At 48.4% G+C, this 22,678-nt stretch carries 26 protein-coding genes; 7 read left to right on the forward strand and 19 right to left on the reverse strand.

The window, feature by feature from the left end:
* The 6 genes from IPL85_05550 to IPL85_05575 all read right to left on the reverse strand — a co-directional run bounded on the left by IPL85_05550 (position 1) and on the right by IPL85_05575 (position 4,577).
* Entirely contained in the window at positions 1-216 is a 216-nt protein-coding gene (locus IPL85_05550; protein QQS19701.1) for a hypothetical protein, read from the reverse strand.
* A complete protein-coding gene (locus tag IPL85_05555; GenBank protein QQS19702.1) occupies positions 216-1,187 on the reverse strand; it encodes an FAD-dependent oxidoreductase in 972 nt (323 codons plus the stop codon). The genes IPL85_05550 and IPL85_05555 overlap by 1 nt, the downstream gene beginning before the upstream one ends.
* A gap of 154 nt (positions 1,188-1,341) precedes the next feature.
* Positions 1,342-1,590, reverse strand: a complete 249-nt coding sequence (locus IPL85_05560) for a glutaredoxin family protein (protein QQS19703.1) — start codon at positions 1,588-1,590, stop codon at positions 1,342-1,344.
* Between the two features lie 236 nt (positions 1,591-1,826).
* Positions 1,827-2,192 carry an FKBP-type peptidyl-prolyl cis-trans isomerase gene (locus tag IPL85_05565; GenBank protein ID QQS19704.1) on the reverse strand — a complete coding sequence of 122 codons (366 nt, stop codon included), beginning with the start codon at positions 2,190-2,192 and terminating at the stop codon, positions 1,827-1,829.
* Positions 2,192-2,638 (reverse strand): FKBP-type peptidyl-prolyl cis-trans isomerase, encoded by a 447-nt coding sequence (locus IPL85_05570; protein QQS20449.1) that lies wholly within the window; start codon positions 2,636-2,638, stop codon positions 2,192-2,194. The genes IPL85_05565 and IPL85_05570 overlap by 1 nt, the downstream gene beginning before the upstream one ends.
* 157 nt (positions 2,639-2,795) lie before the next feature.
* Positions 2,796-4,577, reverse strand: a complete 1,782-nt coding sequence (locus tag IPL85_05575; GenBank protein ID QQS19705.1) for an ABC transporter ATP-binding protein — start codon at positions 4,575-4,577, stop codon at positions 2,796-2,798.
* 135 nt (positions 4,578-4,712) lie between these two features.
* Here IPL85_05575 and IPL85_05580 point away from each other — a divergent pair, with 135 nt between their 5' ends.
* Positions 4,713-5,204 (forward strand): hypothetical protein, encoded by a 492-nt coding sequence (locus tag IPL85_05580; protein QQS19706.1) that lies wholly within the window; start codon positions 4,713-4,715, stop codon positions 5,202-5,204.
* Between the two features lie 54 nt (positions 5,205-5,258).
* On the opposite strand, the gene pheT is transcribed toward IPL85_05580, so the two are convergent.
* From pheT to IPL85_05615, 7 genes are all read right to left on the reverse strand, one after another.
* Positions 5,259-7,799, reverse strand: coding sequence for a phenylalanine--tRNA ligase subunit beta (gene pheT, locus IPL85_05585; GenBank protein QQS19707.1), 2,541 nt, complete (start codon positions 7,797-7,799; stop codon positions 5,259-5,261).
* Entirely contained in the window at positions 7,796-8,146 is a 351-nt protein-coding gene (locus IPL85_05590; GenBank protein QQS19708.1) for a pyridoxamine 5'-phosphate oxidase family protein, read from the reverse strand. Before IPL85_05590 ends, pheT begins: the two co-directional genes overlap by 4 nt.
* On the reverse strand, positions 8,143-8,406 hold the full coding sequence (locus IPL85_05595; GenBank protein QQS19709.1) for a hypothetical protein: 264 nt from the start codon (positions 8,404-8,406) through the stop codon (positions 8,143-8,145). Before IPL85_05595 ends, IPL85_05590 begins: the two co-directional genes overlap by 4 nt.
* Before the next feature lies 1 nt (position 8,407).
* Positions 8,408-9,457: a phenylalanine--tRNA ligase subunit alpha gene (gene pheS, locus IPL85_05600; GenBank protein QQS19710.1), complete on the reverse strand. Its 1,050-nt coding sequence runs from the start codon at positions 9,455-9,457 to the stop codon at positions 8,408-8,410.
* A 146-nt stretch (positions 9,458-9,603) separates the two neighbouring features.
* On the reverse strand, positions 9,604-9,864 hold the full coding sequence (locus IPL85_05605) for a hypothetical protein (GenBank protein ID QQS19711.1): 261 nt from the start codon (positions 9,862-9,864) through the stop codon (positions 9,604-9,606).
* A 1-nt stretch (position 9,865) separates the two neighbouring features.
* On the reverse strand, positions 9,866-10,621 hold the full coding sequence (locus IPL85_05610) for a hypothetical protein (protein QQS19712.1): 756 nt from the start codon (positions 10,619-10,621) through the stop codon (positions 9,866-9,868).
* 141 nt (positions 10,622-10,762) lie between these two features.
* Positions 10,763-11,371 (reverse strand): hypoxanthine phosphoribosyltransferase, encoded by a 609-nt coding sequence (locus IPL85_05615; protein ID QQS19713.1) that lies wholly within the window; start codon positions 11,369-11,371, stop codon positions 10,763-10,765.
* A gap of 75 nt (positions 11,372-11,446) precedes the next feature.
* Between IPL85_05615 and IPL85_05620 the strand changes: the two genes are divergently transcribed.
* The 3 genes from IPL85_05620 to IPL85_05630 are packed head-to-tail and all read left to right on the forward strand — an operon-like array spanning position 11,447 to position 14,241.
* Entirely contained in the window at positions 11,447-11,956 is a 510-nt protein-coding gene (locus IPL85_05620; GenBank protein QQS19714.1) for a YajQ family cyclic di-GMP-binding protein, read from the forward strand.
* A gap of 32 nt (positions 11,957-11,988) precedes the next feature.
* Positions 11,989-13,383 carry a glycoside hydrolase gene (locus IPL85_05625; GenBank protein ID QQS19715.1) on the forward strand — a complete coding sequence of 465 codons (1,395 nt, stop codon included), beginning with the start codon at positions 11,989-11,991 and terminating at the stop codon, positions 13,381-13,383.
* Between the two features lie 45 nt (positions 13,384-13,428).
* A complete protein-coding gene (locus IPL85_05630; protein ID QQS19716.1) occupies positions 13,429-14,241 on the forward strand; it encodes an undecaprenyl-diphosphate phosphatase in 813 nt (270 codons plus the stop codon).
* Positions 14,242-14,272: 31 nt separating this feature from the next.
* Here the strand turns inward: IPL85_05630 and IPL85_05635 are convergent, their stop codons facing one another.
* The gene (locus IPL85_05635) at positions 14,273-15,166 is read right to left on the reverse strand and encodes a LysR family transcriptional regulator (GenBank protein ID QQS19717.1); all 894 of its coding nucleotides are present in this window, start codon (positions 15,164-15,166) and stop codon (positions 14,273-14,275) included.
* 86 nt (positions 15,167-15,252) lie between these two features.
* On the opposite strand from IPL85_05635, the gene IPL85_05640 reads away from it, so the two are divergent.
* Positions 15,253-16,386 carry an inositol-3-phosphate synthase gene (locus IPL85_05640; protein ID QQS19718.1) on the forward strand — a complete coding sequence of 378 codons (1,134 nt, stop codon included), beginning with the start codon at positions 15,253-15,255 and terminating at the stop codon, positions 16,384-16,386.
* A 108-nt stretch (positions 16,387-16,494) separates the two neighbouring features.
* Here the strand turns inward: IPL85_05640 and IPL85_05645 are convergent, their stop codons facing one another.
* Together IPL85_05645 and IPL85_05650 are read right to left on the reverse strand one after the other, a co-directional pair.
* On the reverse strand, positions 16,495-17,568 hold the full coding sequence (locus tag IPL85_05645) for a DNA recombination protein RmuC (GenBank protein QQS19719.1): 1,074 nt from the start codon (positions 17,566-17,568) through the stop codon (positions 16,495-16,497).
* 86 nt (positions 17,569-17,654) lie between these two features.
* Positions 17,655-18,377, reverse strand: a complete 723-nt coding sequence (locus IPL85_05650) for a ZIP family metal transporter (GenBank protein ID QQS19720.1) — start codon at positions 18,375-18,377, stop codon at positions 17,655-17,657.
* A 65-nt stretch (positions 18,378-18,442) separates the two neighbouring features.
* On the opposite strand from IPL85_05650, the gene IPL85_05655 reads away from it, so the two are divergent.
* Positions 18,443-18,886 (forward strand): transcriptional repressor, encoded by a 444-nt coding sequence (locus IPL85_05655; GenBank protein QQS19721.1) that lies wholly within the window; start codon positions 18,443-18,445, stop codon positions 18,884-18,886.
* On the opposite strand, the gene IPL85_05660 is transcribed toward IPL85_05655, so the two are convergent.
* The gene (locus tag IPL85_05660; GenBank protein ID QQS19722.1) at positions 18,879-19,406 is read right to left on the reverse strand and encodes a GNAT family N-acetyltransferase; all 528 of its coding nucleotides are present in this window, start codon (positions 19,404-19,406) and stop codon (positions 18,879-18,881) included. The two genes, IPL85_05655 and IPL85_05660, sit on opposite strands and share 8 nt — an antisense overlap.
* A gap of 170 nt (positions 19,407-19,576) precedes the next feature.
* Here IPL85_05660 and IPL85_05665 point away from each other — a divergent pair, with 170 nt between their 5' ends.
* On the forward strand, positions 19,577-20,389 hold the full coding sequence (locus tag IPL85_05665; protein ID QQS19723.1) for an alpha/beta hydrolase: 813 nt from the start codon (positions 19,577-19,579) through the stop codon (positions 20,387-20,389).
* Here the strand turns inward: IPL85_05665 and IPL85_05670 are convergent.
* Together IPL85_05670 and IPL85_05675 are read right to left on the reverse strand one after the other, a co-directional pair.
* The gene (locus IPL85_05670) at positions 20,361-21,338 is read right to left on the reverse strand and encodes a hypothetical protein (GenBank protein ID QQS19724.1); all 978 of its coding nucleotides are present in this window, start codon (positions 21,336-21,338) and stop codon (positions 20,361-20,363) included. The genes IPL85_05665 and IPL85_05670 overlap by 29 nt on opposite strands.
* A gap of 68 nt (positions 21,339-21,406) precedes the next feature.
* Positions 21,407-22,483 (reverse strand): hypothetical protein, encoded by a 1,077-nt coding sequence (locus IPL85_05675; GenBank protein QQS19725.1) that lies wholly within the window; start codon positions 22,481-22,483, stop codon positions 21,407-21,409.
* Between the last annotated feature and the right edge of the window lie 195 nt (positions 22,484-22,678).

Raw genomic sequence — 22,678 nt, forward strand, 5'->3', positions numbered from 1 at the left:
TTAGTCGGTTTGCGGCAATTTAGGCCCCTTGTACGAATTTGTAGCTAGCGGGTCAATCTCCGGCGGCTTGGCATCCCGCTTATCCGTAACCGCTGTATAAACCACTACGGAACCGAGCCGGGGGTGCTCGACGCCACGTTGTTTTGCTGCCTCGTGCGCTTTTTCCGCCAAATCCTGACTCATTATTCCCTCGACTGCCTCAGGCCCACCAGTCATTACACTTCCTCCTGGACGTTAATTGTGTGACCCTCAAGGTATTCGCGGATTTTGAGAGCAGCTGTGGCACCCTCACCGACCGCGCTAGCGACCTGCATGGTTGCGCCGCTGCGTATATCGCCCGCTACAAAAACACCTTTCATGCTGGACATAAGGTTTTCGTCTGTCTTTATAAGACCAACTTCATCGGTCTCCAGCTGGCCGCCCGCAAATTCACTGTTGGGTTTCAGCCCCACAAAGACGAACACACCGTCAGTATCAATTTTAACCGGGGATGAGGTTTTCGTATCTGTTCCCTTTACCTGGACAACTTTATTGTCTTCATCGCCAACAATTTCGTCAGTCGTAGTCGCCAGATGTACGGTAATTTTACCCTCATCGACAAATTTCTGAAGTTCCTTTTGCAGAACGTCACTGGCACGAAGCTTACTGCGAACCATAAGGTCAATGTGGCTCGCAAAGCGAGTCAGAAACATTGCTTCTTGCACAGCGCTGTTTCCGCCACCAACAACCACAAGCCGTTTGTCACGGTAAAACGCACCGTCACAGGTGGCGCAGTAGTGAACACCCCGGGCATAGTATTGTACTTCACCTGGGATGCCGAGTTTCTTGTAGTCACTTCCTGTTGCCACAAGTACCACCTTGGCATACAAATCACCCAGTGTCGTTTCTAGCCGCTTCCACTCACCTTCGTCATGCAGCGCCGTAACCTCTCCAAAATCAATTACCGCGCCAAAGCGCTCGGCTTGCTTCTGTAAGTTTCCGGCAAGCTCTAACCCAGCCAGCCCCTCAGGAAAGCCGGGGTAGTTATCAACCCAATCAGTGACTGCAGCCAGGCCGCCAGGTACGCCTTTTTCGACAAGCATTGTCTCAATGTCTTCACGCGTGGTGTATATGGCCGCACTGAGTGCCGCCGGTCCTGCACCAATCATAATAACTGTGTGCGTGTTTTCTTTTGTTCTTTTGCTCATTTAACCTCCGATGGCTACATTATCGCACAGATCGAGAAAGTATTTCCAGTGAAGCAACGCTAGGCACTGGTAAACACCGGAACAAGCTGTGCCTCAGTAGCATGAGCGAGTAGCCTGAGCCGTTAACACAAGAATGTGCGCTAAAAAATGCTTTTTACGCGATTGCGGGTGCGAGTTTGGCTAAATTGTATCCGACAACAACTTCTCGTGAGTCATCTTGTCGAGTCACGACCGTAACAGGCACCGTTAGGGCGCCCGAGATGGCCAAAGCTTCTTGCTGCCGCTGGGGCTCTTCGTCGAGGTTTACTTCGTCGTAGCTAAGACCCTTGGCAGCCAAATAGCGCTTAACCATGGGGCAGTAGGCGCAGGTTTTAGTAGTAAAAATAGTTATGTTTTTGACCATGAAATACCCCTCCACTTTGAGTATGTTTGGTGTTTTATTGTAGCAGTTTTTTGTTTGAGAGACTAACCACAAAACTGTACTCTCGAGTATATATGGTGCTTATGGTTTAGTCAAGACGCCATATATTGTGTTTTTGTATACATTTTAGGAGGGGCGCCCCTCAGCTGCACCATCCGGACTGGATCCGAATTGCCCTGAGTAGTGGTTCCTGCACCGAGCTGGGGTTACATGAGTTGTTATGAGTCTATGGAGACGAGTTCAATGTCAAAGACGAGGTCGGCGTCAGCTGGTATGCCGCTGCCGTACGGCGGGGTACTGCCGTAAGCCATAGCAGCGGGAATAAGCAGACGGCGGATACCACCAACCTTCATGCCCGGAACGCCCTCCGTCCAGCCAGCGATTACGCCAGAAAGCGGAAAACTGATGGGGCGGCCGAAATCATGAGAACTTTGGAAAATTTCGCCAGTCTTGGCAATTGCTCCGGTGTAGTGACATGTCACCGTTGCGCCAGGCTGCACCAAATCACCAGTACCTTCTACTCGGTCAATGGTTTGTAGTTCAGGAACGTTATCGACAACCGTAAAATCTTTGAGCGCAGCCATTATTTTTGCACCTTCACAAGTTTTACCACAAAAACAAGGTCAGAGTTTGGCGGGATACTACCCTGGCCGTTTGCTCCGTAGCCCAAGCTAGCAGGAATCGCTAAGCGACGCGTGCCGCCCACTTTCATCCCTTCTAACCCCTTATCCCAGCCTTGTATAACTCGCCCTTCGCCTAGATTAAACTGCAGCAAAGTGTTTTTGGAAAAGTTTTCGTCAAACAATGTACCGTCGCTCGCAAGAGTTCCGTAATACTTCATTTGCATACAGTCGCCAGCTTTAACAACTTCGCCCGAGCCTGCTTCTAGGTCAGTTGTCTGAATTGCACTGAGCGTGCTATCTGGCTTATACACCTCTGGTGCTGGCAAAATAACATCGGTATCGACTGGTTTTTGTATGTCGCAGGCGACTTCAGTCGGAAGCTTTGGATCATTTTTTGTTTTAACCATGTCTACCACAACTGCAATCGTAAATGCTGATGCTGTAACCAAAAAAAGCAGTGCCCCAAACCCTGCGAATATCCTATCGCGAAGCCGCGTTGTTGACATACATAACCTCCATTTAATTCACTATAAGTGTGCCACAGCGTTGACTCACTTACAAGTATTAACCGACTATCTCAAAGCGACGCAGCCGCGTTTTGACAGATGTCGAACCATTATTCTGGAGCCGGAGCAACTCAGAGTAGATACCTTTTGTTTTTGCTAGTTTAGCTGGACTCCCTTGTTCTTCTACGGTACCGCCGCGAAGCGTGATAATGGTGTCTACAGACTGAATCGTGCTTAGGCGATGAGCAATAATGAGCGTTGTGCGACCCTTCATCAGTCGTTCAAGTGCCTGCTGCACTAAATGTTCACTTTTGCTGTCGAGACTACTGGTTGCTTCATCGAGAATGAGGATCGGTGCGTCTTTTAGGAGTGCCCGAGCAATTGAGATTCGCTGTTTTTGCCCACCACTTAGTTTTAAGCCCCGTTCACCAATTTCTGAGTCGTAGCCTTTTTCAAATTTTTCGATAAATTCATGGGCGTTAGCCGCTCTCGCCGCTGCTTGCACTTCTTTAGCCGTTGCTTCTGGACGCGCATAAGAAATATTTTCATACACCGTGCCACTAAACAATGCAGGCTCCTGGAATACAACAGCAGAGGCGGCTCGCAAACTTGCGCCAGTTACCTGCGCAACATCTTGACCGTCTATTGTTACCGTGCCGCCTTGAGCCTGATACAGACCAAGCAGCAAGTTAGTTACAGTCGTTTTGCCTTCGCCACTTTCGCCTACCAGGGCTGTCTTAGAACCCGGTTTTAACTCAAAACTGATGCCTCTCAGCACTGGCTGTTTTACTTCGTAGCCAAAAATAACATCGGTGAATTTCACTCCGCCTTTTGTTACTTTTAGTTTTTTATGCCTACGGTTGTGCAGCCTCTCAACTGGCTCATCCATAGCGGTGAAATAATCTTTTGTATTGGCCACCGCACGCTGTGACTGATCAACAATGAAGCTGATACTAAAAATTGGCATGCGGATAAGTGCCGCATATTGCAGAAGGAGGACCATTGTCCCTAAGCTGTAGTTGCCAGACACTGCCTGCAGGCATATGTAAGCGTAGACAGCCAGAAAAATGACGTTGAGTACCAGCCGCCGTACAAAATCTTGGCCATGCCACAGCTTGCTCTGTGGCCAGGTGGTTTCTACCATTCGCTGGTAGCGAGCCGTAAATTGCTTGAGCTCATGAGCTTGCTGTCCAAAACTTTTGACTACTTTTATTTGACCGATTGCTTCTGCGAAACGCCCCGTTGCAGCATCGGCCTCTTGATTGATAGTTGCTTGGTACTGACGCCATTTTCCACTAGTGCGAGTAGTCAGCCATATGAATATCGGGTAAAGTGACCCCAGCATTAGTGCAACCGGCCAGGAATACAGGGCAATAATACCAAGTGAAAGAATTGTGCTAAAAATAAATTGCAGAAAATTGTTACTAAATGCCTGAGCAAACGTGGTTATCTGGTCTATACTCCGGTTCAGCTGGTTAAGCACTTTTCCGCTTAGCTCACGGTCATAGTACGACTGTGGCAACTCTAGTAGATGCTGGAAGTAGCGTTCGCTAAGGGTTTTACGCAGCCGCACTTGCAGCTGGTCGCCAATAACACCGCCAATGTTGCTGAACACGTTTTGGGCAAGATCGGCAAGAAATATTCCTATCACCGCCAGAACCACCACTGAAATGCGGGCATCTACACCACCCAACACCTTTGTCACCTCGTCGACAATCGTTTTCGTCAGGAGCGGCTGCACCTGGGTGGTGGCGGCAACTAATATAGAAAAAAATGCGACTCCGCCGTAGTAGCGCCTTAGCTCTCTGGTAAAACTAACAATCCGCCACAAACTTTTCATATACCTAAATTATACCGCGTATTATGTAATAATTCCGTTCGTAAATTAATTTTTATGAGATAGAATTGCCCAGGAGTACACTTTAGTAAATAGCAAGAGTGTCGACTGATCTAGAAATGATGATAAAATATCCCTATGTCAGCGCTAATACCAAACGGCTGTAAAACTTATAACTTAGTTTGTGCACAAGATCAAGATGGAAGGGTTCTGCTAGGCAGAAAAACGCGGGGTTTTGGTACGGGACAACTGGTTATGCCCGGCGGAAAACCGACCCAAACTTCATGGCCTGTCGTACAATTTCCAGGTTTCATCGCACATGATGCAGCACGAGAGCTAAATGAAGAATCTGGAGTGGATCTAGCACCACGAGATATGTCATATGCCGGAGCTTTATATATTGGCAATCCGGTTGAGCGTATGGTTCTTCTTTTTCGCTGTGCAGCGGGTCGACAAGTTCCGAGAGACTCAGAGGAAGTAACTAGCTGGAACTTTTACAAAGAAATACCCTACGATCAAACACCCGAAGATTATAAAATCTGGCTACCTTCCGTATTGGCTGGCGAGCAAGTAATAGCACATATGGCTAATAGTAAAAACACGTTACTTACAGCCACACCGGCTCGCTAACTATGGTGTCTATATCTAGCTGGGGTTGCGTATGCGGACTTGCTTTTGTTCGGCCTAGACTCGCTCTGCACTGTGGACGGCCGTAGCTGCTTCGACTATTTGTCCGAGGATTGTTGTAACCTCAGAGTCGGTGAGTGTCCGCAGGTGATTGGTTGCACGAAGACGTAGCGTAATGGTTTTGGTTGCTCCCTCGGCTGGCTGGTATATACCTATCGGGGTGAACCGCAAGGTGAGTTCGTCTGTCTCAAGTTCATGCGCAGCTGTCTGGACGGTGTTGCATAAGTCTTGATATGCAACATCGTCGGAAACCTTCAAAGAAACGTCTTGTGTTACATAGGGGAAGCGACTGAGTGGCACGTAAGGGCTTGGGGTCAGTTTGCGGAGGAACGATTGGAACAGCTCGAAACCAGCTGCGCCCTCCGGAAGCTTGAATGCACAACGAGTAGCGGTAGCATACTCACCCACGACACCGACGAATTGGTCGCCAGACATAATCACCGCCGCACGCTTGGGGTCAAATGACTTCGCAAGTTGCTCAAAAATAGGGTACGAAGACGCATCAAAATCTGCCAGCGTGACATAGCGAAGATCTCCTGATAGCGCTTCGACGTAGCGCCGCGCAGTGTAGTAAGCGGCGTGAGGTGATTTCTTGGCGGCGTAGACGAGCGCCAGCCGTTCATATTCCCGCGGGAGCTGTTCGTCATCCAAGTCGCCCTTACGGTGCGCCTTACCAAACTCAAACAGTGCAAACTCATTGTGGCCAGCTTTAATATTGCTATGAACTTTGTCGAGTATACTTGGCGTCAAGCTCAGACGGTAGTACTGGAGATCGGGGCTGAGTGCATTGCTCAACTTAAATGCTTGGGTAACGTCCTGACCTGCACCCTTCAAGACTCGCTCATGAACAAAACTGTAGGTTTTAACCTCATTTGCACCGGCGCTAGAGAGGATTTGCGTGATTTTTCGCTTCATTTCTATTTTTGCGTTTTGCGGCGCGGGTTTCATGGGACGCTCGGGCAACTCGCGAGGAAGCTTATCAAACCCGTAGAGCCGACCGACTTCCTCGACGATGTCCTCGGGTTGCTCTATGTCGGTGCGCCAGAATGGAGCCGTTATGATTAACGTATTCTCGTCCTTTTCTGAGGGGTATGATGCAAAGTTGGCTCTGCGTAACAGCCCGCCAATTTGCCAGGCTTCGAGCGAAAGCCCCAGACGAGCGTTTATAAAGCTACTACTTACGACAATTTCACCGCTTAGCGAAACTTCTGCAGCCTGGTCTGAATGACTAGGCATATCAAAAACATCACTAGCCTGTTTGCCGTTCGTCTGAACGACCATAAGCTCCATGAGCCGGGCAATCACTCGGTCGTTCTGCAACGGTGACTGGCCTTTGCTAAAACGCGTTAGGGCATCTGTAAACAAGCCATGGCGCATACTGCTGCGACGCAAGGTATACATATCGAAGTTTGCTACTTCAAGAACAATGTTCTTTGTTCCGGCAAATACCTCACTGTTACCACCACCCATAATCCCGCCGAGCCCAATAGCACCCTCACCATCGGTCATAACAATATCTTCCTCCGACAATGAGTATTGCTTGCCGTTAAGCAGAGTAATTGTCTCACCCGCTTTTGCCATACGCGCGCCCAACACACCGCCGCGCAATTTGTCATAGTCGTAAGCATGAGTCGGCTGAGCTGTCAGGAGCATGATGTAGTTTGTTAGGTCGACGATGTTATTGATGGGCTTGCTTCCCAATGCGACGAGAGCGCACTGGAGCCACAACGGGCTTGGCTCGACACTGACATCCTTCATCGCCACCGCCATCAGGCGTGGAACTTTTTGGGGCACGTCATTATGAACACTAAGCGTCAACCCCTCAGCAGATTCGAAGGCCGGTTTGAGCCAGTACCAGTCAGGATTTACGAAGCGCGTATCTGCATCATTGTCGTCTTCTGCTGGCACTCCTTTTAGGATGGCGGAGATTTCGCGGGCAACGCCAAGCTGGCCGAAGCAATCGGGGCGATGTGTAAACATTTTGTTTTCGATGTCTATGATAACGTCACTCAGGCCAAACGCCTGAGCAAAATCCACCCCGGGTGCGATTTCCACCCCTGACGGCTTCCACTCCGATGGATTAATCTCGAGTATGCCATCGTGATTATCGCCGATAGCAAGTTCAGCTGGGCTGGCGAGCATGCCATTACTCATCACGCCACGTATTTCTCGACTACTTAAAACAAATGGATCACCTGTGCCAATACTAGACGGAACCGTTGCACGGGGTGGCAGCCAGGCAACCGTGAGACCCTCGCGGACATTTGCGGCACCACAGACGACCCGAACCAGGCCAGCGTTGTCACGTTCGACATCCATCACTATTCCACCATCATCGATCATACAAACATGCAAATGATCACTGTCAGGATGATCGACGCACGACACAACTCTGGCAATGACAATTCCCTTGTACTTTGCGCCCAGGTCTATAACTTCCTCAACGCCGCCAAGCTGCTGATTGATCTTCTCGACCAATTCTTCAACCGGCAAATCGACCGATGTATACTGTTTGACTATATTTAAGCTAACCTTCATGTCAGTGGTACCTCTTCTCTCCAATCCATAAAACCGGCGTCCGTCATCCGCGCACGGTTAACCCACGCTGCGCCCGGACGCAAGCAAAACACACGCCTTGGGCCATCATCAATAAACTTGGAAACATCAGGAGCTGGCAGATCGATCCGCGTGTTTTTCATGTACTGGGCATCTTTGGCAAAACGAACAAACAAGTAATGTTTGTTATCAAAGCCGAAGTACAGTGGTGACGCCCATGGCTGTCCATCTTCGCCGACTGTCGATAATGTGCAGTACATGTTGGCTTCAAAGAATTCCTTAAGACTTTTCTTATTGCTACGGGGCAAATTGTCTTTTTTAGCGCTCACGTATGTTTCCTATCATTGACTTTTTGGGGCTTTTTTGCTACATTGTTGGTATCACCATGACCAGATAAGCCTAAGGTTTCGACCGACCGCCGATGTTGGTCATTTTTATACTCCAATGAGTGCCGCAAGGCATCGACACCAAATTTGTTTGTCAGATACGGTTTAAATTTACGAAAATCCAATTTCCAGCCAGCAGTTTGAATCCCAAGATTCAGGTTTTGGCTGTCGATGAATGCGTAGACTATTGGCTTTTTGTTCATGTCAAAACTGTCCTAAAAAGTCTAGCTTGGCGGATTCAAAGTGGCGAATGTCCTCGATGGCGTATTTCATCATGACGAGGCGGTCTATACCGCAGCCAAAGGCGAATCCAGTGTACTCGGTGGGGTCGATATCAGCCGCTTTTAGTACATTTGGGTGAATCATACCGCAGCCCAGTAGCTCTATCCAGCCTTCGCCAGAACACACTTTGCAGTTCTCATCTTCGCCCTTACAGAATGGGCAGCTCAGGGCAAATTCGAAACTTGGTTCGGTAAATGGGAAATAGAACGGGTTGACTCGCACGTCAAGCTGTTGGCCATAATATTCCTGTAAGAACTGTTGCAACGAGGCGATAAGCATACCTGCGTGTACACCCCTTGCAACGTAAACACCCTCTACTTGGTAGAACGTATGCTCATGGCGGGCATCGAGGTCTTCATTGCGGAAGCAGCGGTCTGGTACGACAACAGCAATTGACTCACCTTTCGCAAGGTTTTCACGATATTTGCGCAATGTGCGATTTTGCATGGTACTAGTGTGGGCAGGGGCAATAAATGGATCACCGTCTTTATCGGTCTCGACTGTCATGAAGGTATCGTAGTCGTCACGTGCCGGGTGACCTTTGGGGAAATTGAGGGTTTCGAACATGTGGTACTGGTCATCGATCTCGCGCGACTCCTCCGTCACGAACCCCATGCGACCAAAGATGTCGATAATGCGGTTAACTTCCTGGGTAATGGGATGCGTGCTACCTTGCGCAGCCGAAAGTAGGCTCGGCTGTGGTGCGTTTACGTCCATCGGTGCTGTTACGTCTATGGGCGCTCGTTCGCTGGTTTCGTCTTGGGCAGCGTCCACTCTTGCCTGAAGCTCACTTTTCAGCTCATTTAGCTCCCGACCGAAGGATGCTTTTACTTCATTTGGTATTGTGCGAATCTGAATATATAAAGCACTGAGCTCTGGCGCGCGAAGAATTGTGGCTTTGTCTGGCAGCGAATCGACTCGTGCCAGCAGTACCTCAGCTGCCTTGGCAATATCGGGATTTTGGTAACTCATTGATTATTAGTATACCCGACTTACGCAGAATCGCGCCAGCACCAGAGTCATCTATCGGTATGCCGGAAGACAAGGCAACTTGAAGAATACCTAGCTTAAGCGACCCTCCCTAGAGAGCCGCTTAAGCTTTGCTTGTCGATTAGCCGCTACAGCATCGCGTCAATATCTTCATCGAGTGCGGAAGTATCGAGGTTTGTCTGTAGTTCCTTGTCTGTGTCGTTCAGCGTCGTGTCTGCCTGCTGGAGATCCGGCACAGCGTCGACTTTTTGCTGGGAAGTGGTAACCGTTTGCTTTTTGTCCTGTGATTTCATGACCGTGTAGCCGGCAAAGCCAACCACTGCGATAACAACTATGAGGAGTACGGCAACGAGATGGCCGGCACCACTCTGTGATCGAAAATAATTCATGCTAGTTAGTCCCCTCCGTATTTGTTTCGGCTGCTGTGTTTTCACCAGCAGTAGGATTAGCCGCTGTGTCATCGCCTGTACCGGCATTATCATCGTTGCCACTAACATCATCTTTTGCCTGGGCGAGTGCTACAACCATGTCTTTGAGCGCTTTGCGGTAGTCGTGTAATTCGGTTCTGGTTGACTTGGCTGCTTCACGTACTTCACTCAGTTTGACCACAGTATCCGGGTCAGTACAGTCGACAGCGACGGCCACCAGCTTAAGTGCAGCGACTGCATCAGTTGCAGCAGTTTTTTTTGCTTCTGCAGCAGATACCAATTCAGCCCATCCGTCAGGATTGATGTTTTCTGCACCCTTATAGGCTTGAACTTTGTCAAACACGCCGTTCAACCTGACCAGGTGTTTATCGGCCGCTTGGTTGAAAGCGACGAGTTTGTTTTCGATGGCTTTTTGACGATTTTCGCACACGAGCTTACGTTTGTCTTCAGCCAGTGTTTTGCGACCTTCGCGCTCCTTTTCAATTTCTTGTTTTGCCTTATTTTTTAATTCTGCGACGCGAGTTTTGGCTGGGGTAGTCGTTTCGTCTTCCGCTTCGTCATTGAGCTCAGTATTGGACTGCTGGGTAGCCTGTCTAGAAACATCATCGCTTCCTTGACGAGCACTTGCTGATTTTACGTTCAACGCGACTACCGCTAGAAAACTGGCAGCGAATAGAGCTAGAGCAAGGTTATTTATAGCTATTGAACGTTTTATCATGTGCGAGATTTCCTTGATTACATTTAGTACGGTACGTAACAGTATAGCAAAATACTTATACTTGCAATATCGCTACTGACACATCGCCTAAGAGTCAGAGATGATGTTTCGCTGTGTTTATTGCTAAACAAACTTTTGGCATTAGCCGCGCTGTGCCGCAGGCGAAAGAGCATATATTGCTGAGAGGTCGCGGTACAAATCATCGTAGTCCAACCCATAACCAATCACAAACTCAGGGCCAATGTCAAAACCAACATATAGTTCACTGCCAAGATCATCTTTGGGTACAAGTAGCTTTTCAGGCTTACGTAACAGCGCTGCAACGGCGAGCGATGCCGGCTTTTGCGCCCGAAGCTCGCTCAGCAGAACACTTAGTGTTTTACCCGTATCGATTATGTCTTCTACTACCAGCACGTGCTTATCTGCAACAGAATGTGTCAGGTCGCTAATCTTCCTGACCTCGCCCGTACTACCAGTACCGTGGTAGCTCGCAAGGTGAATCGTGTCTGAAGTCATAGTCGTGCCTAATCTAGGGTTTACCTCTGCCACGGCCAGTCGGAGCTCTGAGGAAAAGTGAAGTGAACCGTTTAAGACTGTCACTGTGTGCAAACTATCTTTCGGAGCATAAGCTGCGGCAATCTCCTGCGCAAGAGAACGAATCCGAACCTTAATCTGCTGGGCAGAAAACAGCTCCTTCGCCGTCATCTTCGTATCACCCACCATAACTCCATTCGCTAATGCATCTAACATACCAACCTCCTCTTAACTCTTAACTCTTAACTCTTAACTCTTAACTCTTAACTCTTAAAGCAGTATACTACCCATATGGGAAATTTTAGTTTCGACATAGTTAGCGAATATGATAAGGCAGAAATGAATAACGTTTTCGACCAGGCGCTGCGCGAAATTGCCAGCCGCTACGACTTCAAGGGTACGCCCGCCGAGCTTGCTTGGCTCGATGACAAAAAAGGCTTCAAGGTTACTGGGAGCGGTGAGTGGCAGCTAGACGCCATACTTGACATTGTGCGCAAAAAACTGAGCGCCCGCAGCGTGAGCCAAAAAGTGCTCGACACCAGCCACGAAATAGTCGAATCAAATCTGAAAGCCAGCAAAGAAGTGCCTTTTAAAGCCGGGCTCGACCAGGACAAAGCCAAAACCCTTACCAAACTCATCCGAGAAACCTACCCCAAAGTAAATACCCAGATTCAAGGTGAAGCCGTGCGGGTCATGAGCAACAGCAAAGACGATCTGCAGGCAGTTATGCAACTACTAAAAGCCAAAGACGACCTCGACTTCCCCCCTCAGCTTCACGAATTTCCGATAAACATCGAGTGACGCGTGATTTGATGCGGTATACTTTAATAAGCATGAGCGAAACAGACCAAGAAGAATTACATGCAGAACAGGTTCTAACCAAACAGGAACTTGCTGACGTAGAAATACGTGCTGCGTTGCCGCTCGATGAACAAGCGAGAACAATTCTAAAAGCAAACGACAGAGGTAGTTACACCATCCCAGCCGAAGATTTGTACCCCCACCAGTGGCTGTGGGATAGCTGTTTTATTGCAATTGGCCTCAGACATATGGACGTTGACCGGGCTCAGACAGAGCTACTTAGCGTTGTAAAAGGCCAGTGGAGTAATGGCATGTTGCCAAACATGATATTTAGCAATGAGCCACAATACCGACGAGATCGAGATTTTTGGCGCAGTTGGGTGAGCCCTCATTCGCCTGATGGCGTGACCACTAGCGGTATTACCCAACCTCCCATGCTCGCTGAGGCAGTTTGGCAAGTCGGGCAAAAACTTAGCCTTGCCGAACGACGTGGCTGGTACCGCCTTATGCTTCCGCACATTGTGTCGTTTCATGAGTGGCTATACCGAGAACGTGACCCGCACGGTGAAGGGCTTGTACTGCTTTTTCATCCCTGGGAAACGGGGCTAGACAACACACCCCCCTGGACAACCGAACTCCATGATCACCTGCTCCCTGCCTGGATTCGTTTTATACGTTGGGCTCGACTAGACGGTATTATTGGCTTTTTTAGGCGAGACCGCCACTACATACCACCTGGGCAACGGCTTTCGACTATTGAAACGCTCGCTTTTTTTGATGCCCAGCGCCGGCTGCGACGTAAAGCGTATGATACGCTCAAAATCTTAAACCACAGTCTTTTCAGCATAGAAGACCTCACGTACAACTGTATCTTCATAAGAGCAAACGAGCGGCTCCGAGATATGGCAAAAACCCTTCACCAGCCGCTTCCCGACGAACTTCTTAAACGCATGGAAAAAAGTGAAAGCGCTCTCGATCAGCTCTACGACCCATATAGCAAAACCTACTGGTCGCGCGATTTTATCACGCATCGTCTCTTGAAGCAGCCTTCCATTGCTACCCTCATGCCGCTGTACGCTGGGACGCTCAGTAAAGAACACACTGAACATCTAGTGCGCCTACTCGAAAACGAGCACATTTTTGGCCCAGCCTTCCCTGTACCGAGCGTTCCGCTCGATAGCCCGCAGTTTAACCCAGACCTGTACTGGCAGGGACCGACGTGGGTTAATACCAATTGGCTCATCATAGATGGCTTACGCCGCGCGGGCTACAAAGACCACGCCGACGCACTGGCTGAAACCACAATCGACATGGTACGCCGTAGCGGTTTTTCAGAGTATTTTGACCCAGTCACTGGCGAACCTCTCGGCGCCCATAACTTCTCTTGGACTGCCGCTCTCGTGCTGGATCTTCTAAAACAAAAATAATAATGTCGGTGGCGCATACCAGGCGCATCGGCTACACTGAAACGTATGATTGAGTTTCTACAAGCTATTGTTTTAGGCATTGTTGAGGGGATTACCGAGTTTTTACCAATTTCTAGTACTGGGCACTTGCTCATAAGCCAAGAACTGATGAATTTCCGAGACAGTCACGAACTTTTTACGGTAGTCATCCAAGTCGGGGCTATTGCGGCAGTCATTTGGTACTACAAAAACGATTTGATAGCTAAAACCGTTGGATTATTTCGACGTGACGCTACAGCTATAAATTTCTGGAAAATTCTAGCCTTTGGCACATTGCCGGCGGGAGTCATAGGCCTCGCCTTTGATAAAGTTTCTTCAGCTATTTCCGTACCCTTAGTGATAGCGTTAGCTCTAATTGTTGGTGGCATCATTTTGTGGCTGGTCGACAATAAACCTGTTCACGCTAGCAATGACCCTACCATGCTGCACGCTATTAGCACCAGGCAAGCGCTACTCATTGGCTTGGGTCAATGCGTGGCAATGATTCCAGGTGTCTCTCGCAGTGGTGCAACCATTGTGAGCGGCCTTGCCGTAAAACTGAACCGCCCGACTGCAACTGCATTTTCGTTTTATCTCTCCATACCGGTGCTTGTACTTGCCAGCGCCTACAAGCTAGCCAAATACTCTGACGACATCCCGAACATTACTGGGGGCTGGATAAGCATAGCCATTGGGCTCATTGCTGCGTTCTTCACTGCCCTCCTCGCAGTCAGCTGGCTACTGCGCTACATAGCAAACCACAACTTCAAGGCGTTTGCTGTCTATCGAATTGTGCTCGGGATTGTCTTGCTTTTCGCTATATGGGTTGGCTGGCTATAAACAAAGTCACCCATGTTAAAAAACATACGAGTTAGACTGTAAACGTTCGTAGCTGCTCACGCATCGCAAAAGCAAGCCCGGTGAGGCGTGGAGGTATTTTACGTCCTTTAAGCGTAACCACGTGTAGCCGCCGCTGCACAAGAAACGGTTTACCATGCAGTCGCATCTGTACTAGCTCCCCCTGTTGCAGCTTATTTGCAACTAGCACCTCCGGCAGTACGGCCGCTCCCCGCCCTCGCGATGCCATAGCAAGCATACTATCCGGACTTGTTGAATACACCACAGCTGTAACTTGTATACCCGATTGACGTAAGGCGCGCTCAATCACTGCAAAGGTTGCCGATTCTTGTACATAGGAGAGAAAAGGGATACTTTTGCCAGCTTCTGCATCCGTCTCGAGCGTTTCAACAACTGATTGTGAACAGACCATTAAAAGGTTATCGGTTGCAGCGGCAGCTATCTCTAGCCGGTCATCCTCTGCGTCATCTGCGACAACTACGGCAAGATCGAGCTCACTGCGCCTTACACCACGGCGAAGTGCCGTGGAATTTTCTACATATATGCTCAGCTCTGTTTTCGATTCCAGCGTTTTAAGCGGTTCATCATCGGCACACAGCACAGCCGCAACACTATCGATCAGCCCAATACGCAAAGGTACTTTGTCGGCACCTAGGGAAGCAAGCTGCACCTTTAAGTTATGGTCAATTTTTCTATGCTCAAGCCCACTGCTATACACAAACTCACCCGCCTGCGAAAGCACGACTCCTTGCCGACCAGTGCTTTCAAAAAGTTTTACGCCCAGTGATTTTTCTAACTTGCGTACAGCCACACTCAGCGCTGGTTGCGAAATATGTAGCGTTTCGGCAGCTCTTGTAAATGTTCCGGCCTCTACCACCGCGACAAATTTTTTTACTCTGTCTGTCATAGTTTTTTATTATACTAGTTGTAAAAACTATGTATTGGATTTATAGTGTTTTAGCCTCTACAATGGCATTTTAAGAAGGAGTAAGAATGGTAAAACAAAAATCTATCAGAGTTGCGGTCGTCGGAGTCGGGAATTGTTTCTCGTCACTTTACCAAGGGCTTGAATATTACCGCGAGAACACTGGCGACATAATTCCAGGTGTTATGTATGCTGACATTGGTGGTTACCGTACAAGCGACATAGCGGTGGTTGCAACATTTGATGTTGACCCCCGTAAGGTGGGAAGACCGACTGGTGAGGCCATTTTTGCACAACCAAACTGTGCGAGAGTTTTTCAAGAAAAAGTCCCTGAGGGCCCATTTGTGCAAATGGGTAACCCGCTTGATGGTGTCAGCGACTACATGCAACAACAGCCGGAAGAGTTTGGCTTCCGCGTGGCGAAGACTAAGCCAGCGGACGTTGTTAAGATACTTAAAGAAACGAAAGCCGACATACTAATAAATTACCTGCCTGTTGGTTCACAGCTAGCAACCGAGTTTTACGCCCAATGCGCCATAGACGCCGGTGTTGCATTTCTTAACTGCATACCGGTTTTCATCGCCAGCGATCCAAAGTGGGAACAAAAATTTATCGATGCTGGTTTGCCAATTATTGGCGACGACATGCGCAGCCAAATTGGCGCAAGCGTAGTCAGCCAGGTGCTACAAGAGCTAGCTTTTGACCGTGGGGCTGAAGTTGAGTTTCATCAGCAGCTCAATATTGGCGGGAACACCGATTTTAACAATATGATGGTTCAATCTAGGCTTGCCAGCAAAAAGAAGTCAAAAGAAAATGTCATCCGAGCCCAAAACGATATTCGCGGCATACCAGTGCCAGAACATAGTCTGTTTGCCGGGCCTAGTACATTCCTACCTTACCTCAAAGATAACAAAGTTGCCTACTTTAACATTCGGCTCAAGGGATTTGGTGGCGCGCCCATCACAATGGACCTGAAGCTATCGGTGCAAGACAGCGAAAATAGTGCTGGCGTGGTGATAGACGCTATACGCTACCTCAAAGTTGCCCATGAACTCGGCGTGGTCGGTTCCCTGCGTGGCCCTAGCGCCTGGACGCAAAAAACCCCGCCAGAACAAATGATGTACACCGACGCTAAACGAGAATGCGAAGCCCTCGCCAAACGTCAGCTGACCGCTAGCGTCAAAAAACAAGTGAAAAAATAGCTACCCGATTAACCCCAGCTCGGTAGAAGCACAACCGTTAGCACTTTTAGTTATGCAAGCGAGCCCGCCCTTTAAAACTCCGCGCAGACACAGAGCTGCGGTGAGTTATTAGTCGTCAGTTTGCGGCTTATCCAGCAGCAACGGTTCAACGCTGGGCGTCGTATCGGCAATCTTAACAACATCTTTATCCATCCGCTGCAAAGACTTGTGAGCGCCGTTGAAATGATTGACTGTCGTACTCAGTGAATTACCAAGTTTCTGCATAAAACTATCGTGAGCTGCAATGTGCTTACCAAGCTCACCGACTCGTTTCTGAATATCTTTGGCCTGTTCTTCTATTTGCAAGCTTTTTAGTCCCTGCATGACCGTTTGCAAATATGCCAACAGTGTCGTGGGACTTACAATAATAACTTTTTTATCAATAAATGCGTATTCGATGAGGTCGCGCGAATTTGTGCCTGTTGCGCCCACGTTGTTTACCAGTAGGTCGTAATAAATTGCTTCACTTGGGATGAACATAAAGGCGTAGTCAAGTGTATTTTCGCTGGGGCGAATGTATTTACTCGTTTCGTCGATACGGTTTTTTAGGTCGGCTTTGAAAATTTTTACAATATTTTCCCGCTGTGTTTTATCTTTTTCTTCAATGAGCCGGTTGTAATTTTCTAGGCTAAATTTACTGTCTATCGGCAGTAAACGACCTTTGTCTAGCTTAATCACTGCGTCGACTATTTGGCCGTCTTTAAAGGAGTACTGCATTTCGTACACATGCGGTGGCAGGACGTTTCCGAGTACCGTGTCAAGATAATATTCACCCAGTCCGCCGCGTTGCTTTGGGTTTTGCAAAATATTTTGCAGGGTCTTAAGCTCATCGGCTACATCGACAACGCGCTTGTTCGATTCTTTGAGCTCGGTAAGATTGCGCGTGATTTCGGTGATGATTTTGTTGCTTTCACTTGTCTGCTTTTGCAGCGCACCAAACATAGCCGACTGCGATTTATCGAGTCTGTCGCTTATCTGCGTTTGTACACCTTCTTTAAGTTTCGTAATGTCTTCGCTGAGGTTGCGCAGGTCTTCTTTAAGCAACAGTGCGCTCTCGTTACTAGGCTTACGCGTCAAAAAGAAAACTAAAGCCACGGCAAGTATCACAACCACAAAACCTAGAAGTACGACTGCTTGTTCCATAGCTATTAGTGTAGCTCGTAACACTCTCTCTGTCACCTGCCGCATACCTAAATCCCTTGTGCGAGGTCTAACCTCGTACAAGGGATTTAGGCAAGTTGGGTCACAAAGTACATGAGTATCGCACCTAGGATAGTTAAAGCAATTGTACTGTACGACGAACGTTTGCTGTGTGCCTCGGGCAAAATTTCTGCCGCAGCAATGTAGAGTAGAAATCCTGCAAAGAATGACAGGTAAAACAAAATAAACTCATCACCAAGTGTAAGAACCATGCTTAGTAACACGCCTGCGAGTGGAGCAAGTGCATCAACGATTAGCATAAGACTGGCTTTTGCTTGTGAATTTTTATGTGCCAACATGAGGTTGACCGTGTTAAGGCCATCTGAAAAACTGTGCGCCACGACGGCAACCGCTACCGCAACACCAACCGCCGCATTTGCTTGAAATGCCAAACCTATGCCAAAGCCATCCAGCAGGCTGTGTCCGGCCAATGTAATTGCGCTTGCTCGCCCTACATACGGATGGTGATGTTCGCCGTACTGCGCTTCGTCGGCATGGCTAATTAGGATGCTTTTTTCTACAATATGAAATAACAAAAAACCTGCCATAAGCGCTACCATGGCCGTCGTGACGTCTCGTGACACACCCTGGGAGAGTTCAATAATTTCAGGTAATAGGCCAAAGACTACCACACCCATTACTATGCCTGCCGTGAAACCGAGCAGCCTTTGCAGTTTATCTTGATTTTTGAGCGCAACATATCCGCCGATTAGCGAAGCAATAAATGCACATAGTCCTAGTAGAATCACCATGCTAGCAGCATACCGGTCTGCAATATTTATTGCAAAAATGTCGCATTTTTTGATAAAATTGCAGCATGAGTAGCCAAATTGTCTTTGAGACAGCGCTTAAACAGAACAACCTCAGTCTCACCAAGCCTCGGCAGGCTGTCTTTGAAGCGCTCCAACACCACAAAAGCCTAACAATGGCAGAACTCGTTGCGGCCTGCCCGGGAGTCAATCGGGCCAGCGTGTACCGCACCAGCGAAGTGTTTGAGAGGCTTGGTATCATTATGCGAATACCCACGGGCTGGAAATACCGTTTAGAGTTAGGTGAGGCCTTTCACGAACACCACCACCATGCCACATGTTCAGCTTGCGGCGCATCGATTGCACTCCCGGAAGACCTAGCTTTAGAAAAACGTCTCCGCGACCTCGCCGCCAGACGCAATTTCACCCTCATTTCTCACCAAATAGAACTTACCGGCCACTGTGATGCCTGCGTTACTCCTCAAGTCTACGGTACTGGCCAATTTATTTAATTTCAATCCAGTAGCGCTGCTTAACGCGGCTATTGTCTACAACTTCGTTTTCGAGGACTCCACCATTGGCAAGAATAACGCCAGCGGAGCCGAGATTCGTTTTATCGCAAGTAACCAATGCGCGTTTCAATCCTAGCTGTTTGCAGTGTGAAAGTGCAGCACCGAGTATTTTGGTACCATACCCATGCCGACGAAACTGTGGCGCTACGGTGTAACCAATATGCCCACCCACAAAGCGAAGATGGTCGTCCAGTGTATGACGGATATCGACAATACCTATCAAAGCATTGTCAGAAATTCGTTTCGCCAAAAAAACCGTGGACGGAACCATCCGGGTATCTTTTGCAATATAACGCTCGCGGGATGATTGTAGCCACATATCAAATGATTCCGCTATGCCTAAACCGGCGCTGCCTGGTATATGCTCGCCGTCTTTTTGCTGACAACTGGCACGAAAAGACCACACGGCTTCGGCGTCTGATTCTTGCGGTTCATAAAGTATTACCTGATTTGGTTTCATTACTACAAGTATACCCACAACTTAAAAAGGCCGGTACTTTCGGCCTTTTTCGTGGAAAATCAATTTCCAAACATAACTATAGGCGAGAGGAGCAAATAAGTCTGTGACGAAAATTACTGACAGCTATCAAATGCATATTTTACATCATTACGGTTCCGGCGTATGCTGGAATGATGTTTGACTATTTTTTGCACGGCATGCTTGGCCGGCCTTACCGGCTGCATGCGGAACGCAGCGGAGACAAAACGAAACCGTCTATTGTCTTGCTCCACGGCATCGCTGCCAGTGGGGATGATTGGCGAAAAGTCTTAACTTACCTCGAGTCAAACTACCACTGTACGACTATAGATTTACTCGGGTTCGGGAAGTCACCGAAGCCACAATGGCTCGGTTATACCATGGAAGATCACATGCGCTCGCTCTACCATACAATGAATAAACTTCACCTGAGAGGGCAGTTTTTACTGATTGGCCATTCACTTGGTTCATTTTTAGCCGCCCGTTATGCCACGCAGCATGAAACAAATATCAACCGTCTGCTGCTGCTCAGCCCACCCGTATACCCACCGCTGACTCAAATTAAAAGCAAATCAGCTCGCAAGCTTACCGGCCTACTTTTAAATATGTACAAATTTCTGCGCGACGACCCGCGTATAAATCCCGAGTCGTTTAAACGCCTCTCGTACATTGCCCCCCTGCCCAAAAGCGTTATCCGTAACCCGGACACATGGCTGCCGTTTATGCGTACCCTTAAAGAATGTATTGAGAAACAAACTGTTTTAAAAGATGTACAGCAACTTACTATCCCAGTCGATGTTTGCTACGGCACACTTGATCAAGTTGTGGTGAGTAGTAATGTGGCACTGCTCGCCAATAACAACAATGTCCGCCTGCATTCTTTCCTAAACACACACGACCTCACCACTCGCTACGGCAAGCTCGTCGCAAAGGTGCTTACGCAAACAATCGAACCGAACACTTAAACGGATCGATTTCTGTGCCACCCATGTGTTTTTGAAGCAAAAATATCGCCGTTTTTAATGACACGCTGGGTTCGTCATTTACTCGTGCAATGATTTCGTATATCCCGGGTCCGCGTTTTTTTTGCGAACCCCCATCTGACATGTTGGGATAAACCATGATTTCTCCTTCGGGTGCTGAGCGCAAATCAACGCCTCGCCGCACAGGTATCTCGTACTGTATTCCGTTCTGTTCTATCTGTAGCGTAGCCATTTTCCCGATTTCCAACCGTATAACATTGGCAATATCCGCTGCCCGCCCAATAATATTACCGAACTTATCAACGTAGGCAATACTGTCCTGTGCCTCCTGCTCAATAGGTGCTCCGTCGTTATTTTTGGACCGCCGATCATAAACGAGTTGTAGCTCATCGGTATGCCCAAGCATTTGCGCGACAACAGCCGAGCGAAATTGTTCATGCTCGTCATATATACTATTTTTTCCTGGTATCTCGTAGAGTGAGGTTATTCTACCTTCCATTGCAAGATCAGCCAGTGCGCCAAGATGTGACGCAAACACGATGAGGCCCGACGCTGTCGTGGCAACCCTGTAGCACTCGCCATTGGCACCATCTTTTGTTTGTTTGTTGCCCCTAGGCGCGCGATTTGCGATGGCAATAATACTTCCGGGAAGCTTGCGTTTAGCCGCACGATCATCCAGCTGCAGTAGGCCAATACTTTCCCACGGAACATATCCAATCGGTACCTCCAGCATTCCCACATTACCCCCGTTCCCAAGTCGTGAGCTAATTACCGCGTCCGTGTCGGTATATCGCCACCACATTTTTTCAAGTTGCCCATTACCATTCTGCCTCACAAGCTCAGGAAAAACATCGCTCCAAATAACTTGCCCGAAACTGGGCTGCCGTGCTAGCTCGTCAAGCTTCGGGTATGATTCCATCGGGGATGGCATGGGATCTCCTTATAGTTTCACTTGGGAAGAGTACTGCCACCACATCAGTACATTGATTGTTTGGAATACTATACTTGAGTAATTGCTACTGTGGCAAGTTTGTTTTTTTCCGCAGTGTCCTGGTGACGGATTTCTTCGGCTATGGCCATATTGATCACTGCCAATAAGAGCAAGTTGAACATAAAGCCAGGCAACGCCCCAAACTCTACACGGCTGAACTCAAAAAATTGGGTAAGTAACAAATTTATTAATGTGGCGCGGCGAAACCACTCAAATGCGCGCAGCCGTGAGCGACCAAGCCAGACCAAACCCACCACAATACATGCCGCTGAAACGAGTGTCGTTACAAGCTGGCCAATTACTAGGCTGTGGCCGTAGTCTGCCTTGCCCGCAAAAAAATCGCGCACATCACTAAGATTGGCATACATTGCTCCAACGATCGCAAAAACAAAGGCTAGCGTTTCAAGCACAAAAAACCATCTAACGAGTATTGAAGATGAGCGTCGTTTCCACAGGCGCGCATAGGCTCTCGTAAACCGACGCCTCTGACGGGTATAAAAACCCTGTTTATGCGTTGGAGAGACGGGCAATGCCCTAAGCAGCTGAGTAAGCTTTATAGTCAGAATTGCCTGTTGGTCTGCTTGCTCGAGCAGTTTTCGTGTGGCAGCACGTTCGCGGATATCCATGTCCTGGTGGACGGCTTCTTCAAGCTGGCGCAAGGCACTAAGTTGGTATTCTTCGCTTGTCAGTTTGCGCGTACGAGTCAGGAACGAAATCGTAAGATAAAGCGCAACAAAAATTGCATATATAATGCCCACCGCTGGCCGATAAAAATAGTCGTTGTCCCGAGTAATTAGTTTACCAATTTCGTCAATAAATACTCCGAACCCAACACCTGCCGTAAACGCTACGACCCGCTGAATAGCCCTACCTAAGAACGCAATGTTGAGCATAAACGCGATAAGCATTATTACCCCGCCCCAAAGTACATGTGCAATGTGGTATTTGGTCCCGCCAACAATCGGGTATCCTGTTACGTGCAAGTAAAAACGCAGTAGTAGTATGCTGGTAACGGCGGAAACTAAAAATAAGTCAAATAACCCGCGCGAAGCGCTACTTCGAATAAAAACACGGTGCCGCTGCATATCAGTTAGTATACATAACTAACCTTAGTTCGGCGTAAAAACGTCACACCGGGCGGGGGACATTTGCCTCCCTTCAGCTTTACGGAAATATCCAAAAAGCTGGTTTGCTCCGCTCATTTTGATGGAAAAATAGGAAAAGCCAGTGGCAGTTATGTTGAACTGAGGTTGGACATTATGTGTGCCAGGTTGCGCGAT

Source organism: Candidatus Saccharibacteria bacterium, from assembly GCA_016699955.1.
In the GTDB taxonomy this organism is placed as follows: domain Bacteria; phylum Patescibacteriota; class Saccharimonadia; order Saccharimonadales; family UBA4665; genus JAGXIT01.

Bases quoted from the DNA above. Each gene is read 5' to 3' on its own strand.
- IPL85_05560 (QQS19703.1), bottom strand. From the start codon at position 1,590: ATGGTCAAAAACATAACTATTTTTACTACTAAAACCTGCGCCTACTGC.
- IPL85_05635 (QQS19717.1), bottom strand. From the start codon at position 15,166: ATGACAGACAGAGTAAAAAAATTTGTCGCGGTGGTAGAGGCCGGAACA.
- IPL85_05655 (QQS19721.1), top strand. From the start codon at position 18,443: ATGAGTAGCCAAATTGTCTTTGAGACAGCGCTTAAACAGAACAACCTC.
- IPL85_05615 (QQS19713.1), bottom strand. From the start codon at position 11,371: ATGTTAGATGCATTAGCGAATGGAGTTATGGTGGGTGATACGAAGATG.
- IPL85_05580 (QQS19706.1), top strand. From the start codon at position 4,713: ATGTCAGCGCTAATACCAAACGGCTGTAAAACTTATAACTTAGTTTGT.
- IPL85_05660 (QQS19722.1), bottom strand. From the start codon at position 19,406: ATGAAACCAAATCAGGTAATACTTTATGAACCGCAAGAATCAGACGCC.
- IPL85_05550 (QQS19701.1), bottom strand. From the start codon at position 216: ATGACTGGTGGGCCTGAGGCAGTCGAGGGAATAATGAGTCAGGATTTG.
- IPL85_05640 (QQS19718.1), top strand. From the start codon at position 15,253: ATGGTAAAACAAAAATCTATCAGAGTTGCGGTCGTCGGAGTCGGGAAT.
- IPL85_05620 (QQS19714.1), top strand. From the start codon at position 11,447: ATGGGAAATTTTAGTTTCGACATAGTTAGCGAATATGATAAGGCAGAA.
- IPL85_05645 (QQS19719.1), bottom strand. From the start codon at position 17,568: ATGGAACAAGCAGTCGTACTTCTAGGTTTTGTGGTTGTGATACTTGCC.
- IPL85_05555 (QQS19702.1), bottom strand. From the start codon at position 1,187: ATGAGCAAAAGAACAAAAGAAAACACGCACACAGTTATTATGATTGGT.
- IPL85_05670 (QQS19724.1), bottom strand. From the start codon at position 21,338: ATGCCATCCCCGATGGAATCATACCCGAAGCTTGACGAGCTAGCACGG.
- IPL85_05665 (QQS19723.1), top strand. From the start codon at position 19,577: ATGATGTTTGACTATTTTTTGCACGGCATGCTTGGCCGGCCTTACCGG.
- IPL85_05630 (QQS19716.1), top strand. From the start codon at position 13,429: ATGATTGAGTTTCTACAAGCTATTGTTTTAGGCATTGTTGAGGGGATT.
- IPL85_05565 (QQS19704.1), bottom strand. From the start codon at position 2,192: ATGGCTGCGCTCAAAGATTTTACGGTTGTCGATAACGTTCCTGAACTA.
- IPL85_05610 (QQS19712.1), bottom strand. From the start codon at position 10,621: ATGATAAAACGTTCAATAGCTATAAATAACCTTGCTCTAGCTCTATTC.
- IPL85_05625 (QQS19715.1), top strand. From the start codon at position 11,989: ATGAGCGAAACAGACCAAGAAGAATTACATGCAGAACAGGTTCTAACC.
- IPL85_05605 (QQS19711.1), bottom strand. From the start codon at position 9,864: ATGAATTATTTTCGATCACAGAGTGGTGCCGGCCATCTCGTTGCCGTA.
- IPL85_05650 (QQS19720.1), bottom strand. From the start codon at position 18,377: ATGGTGATTCTACTAGGACTATGTGCATTTATTGCTTCGCTAATCGGC.
- pheS (QQS19710.1), bottom strand. From the start codon at position 9,457: ATGAGTTACCAAAATCCCGATATTGCCAAGGCAGCTGAGGTACTGCTG.
- IPL85_05595 (QQS19709.1), bottom strand. From the start codon at position 8,406: ATGAACAAAAAGCCAATAGTCTACGCATTCATCGACAGCCAAAACCTG.
- IPL85_05575 (QQS19705.1), bottom strand. From the start codon at position 4,577: ATGAAAAGTTTGTGGCGGATTGTTAGTTTTACCAGAGAGCTAAGGCGC.
- pheT (QQS19707.1), bottom strand. From the start codon at position 7,799: ATGAAGGTTAGCTTAAATATAGTCAAACAGTATACATCGGTCGATTTG.
- IPL85_05675 (QQS19725.1), bottom strand. From the start codon at position 22,483: ATGCAGCGGCACCGTGTTTTTATTCGAAGTAGCGCTTCGCGCGGGTTA.
- IPL85_05570 (QQS20449.1), bottom strand. From the start codon at position 2,638: ATGGTTAAAACAAAAAATGATCCAAAGCTTCCGACTGAAGTCGCCTGC.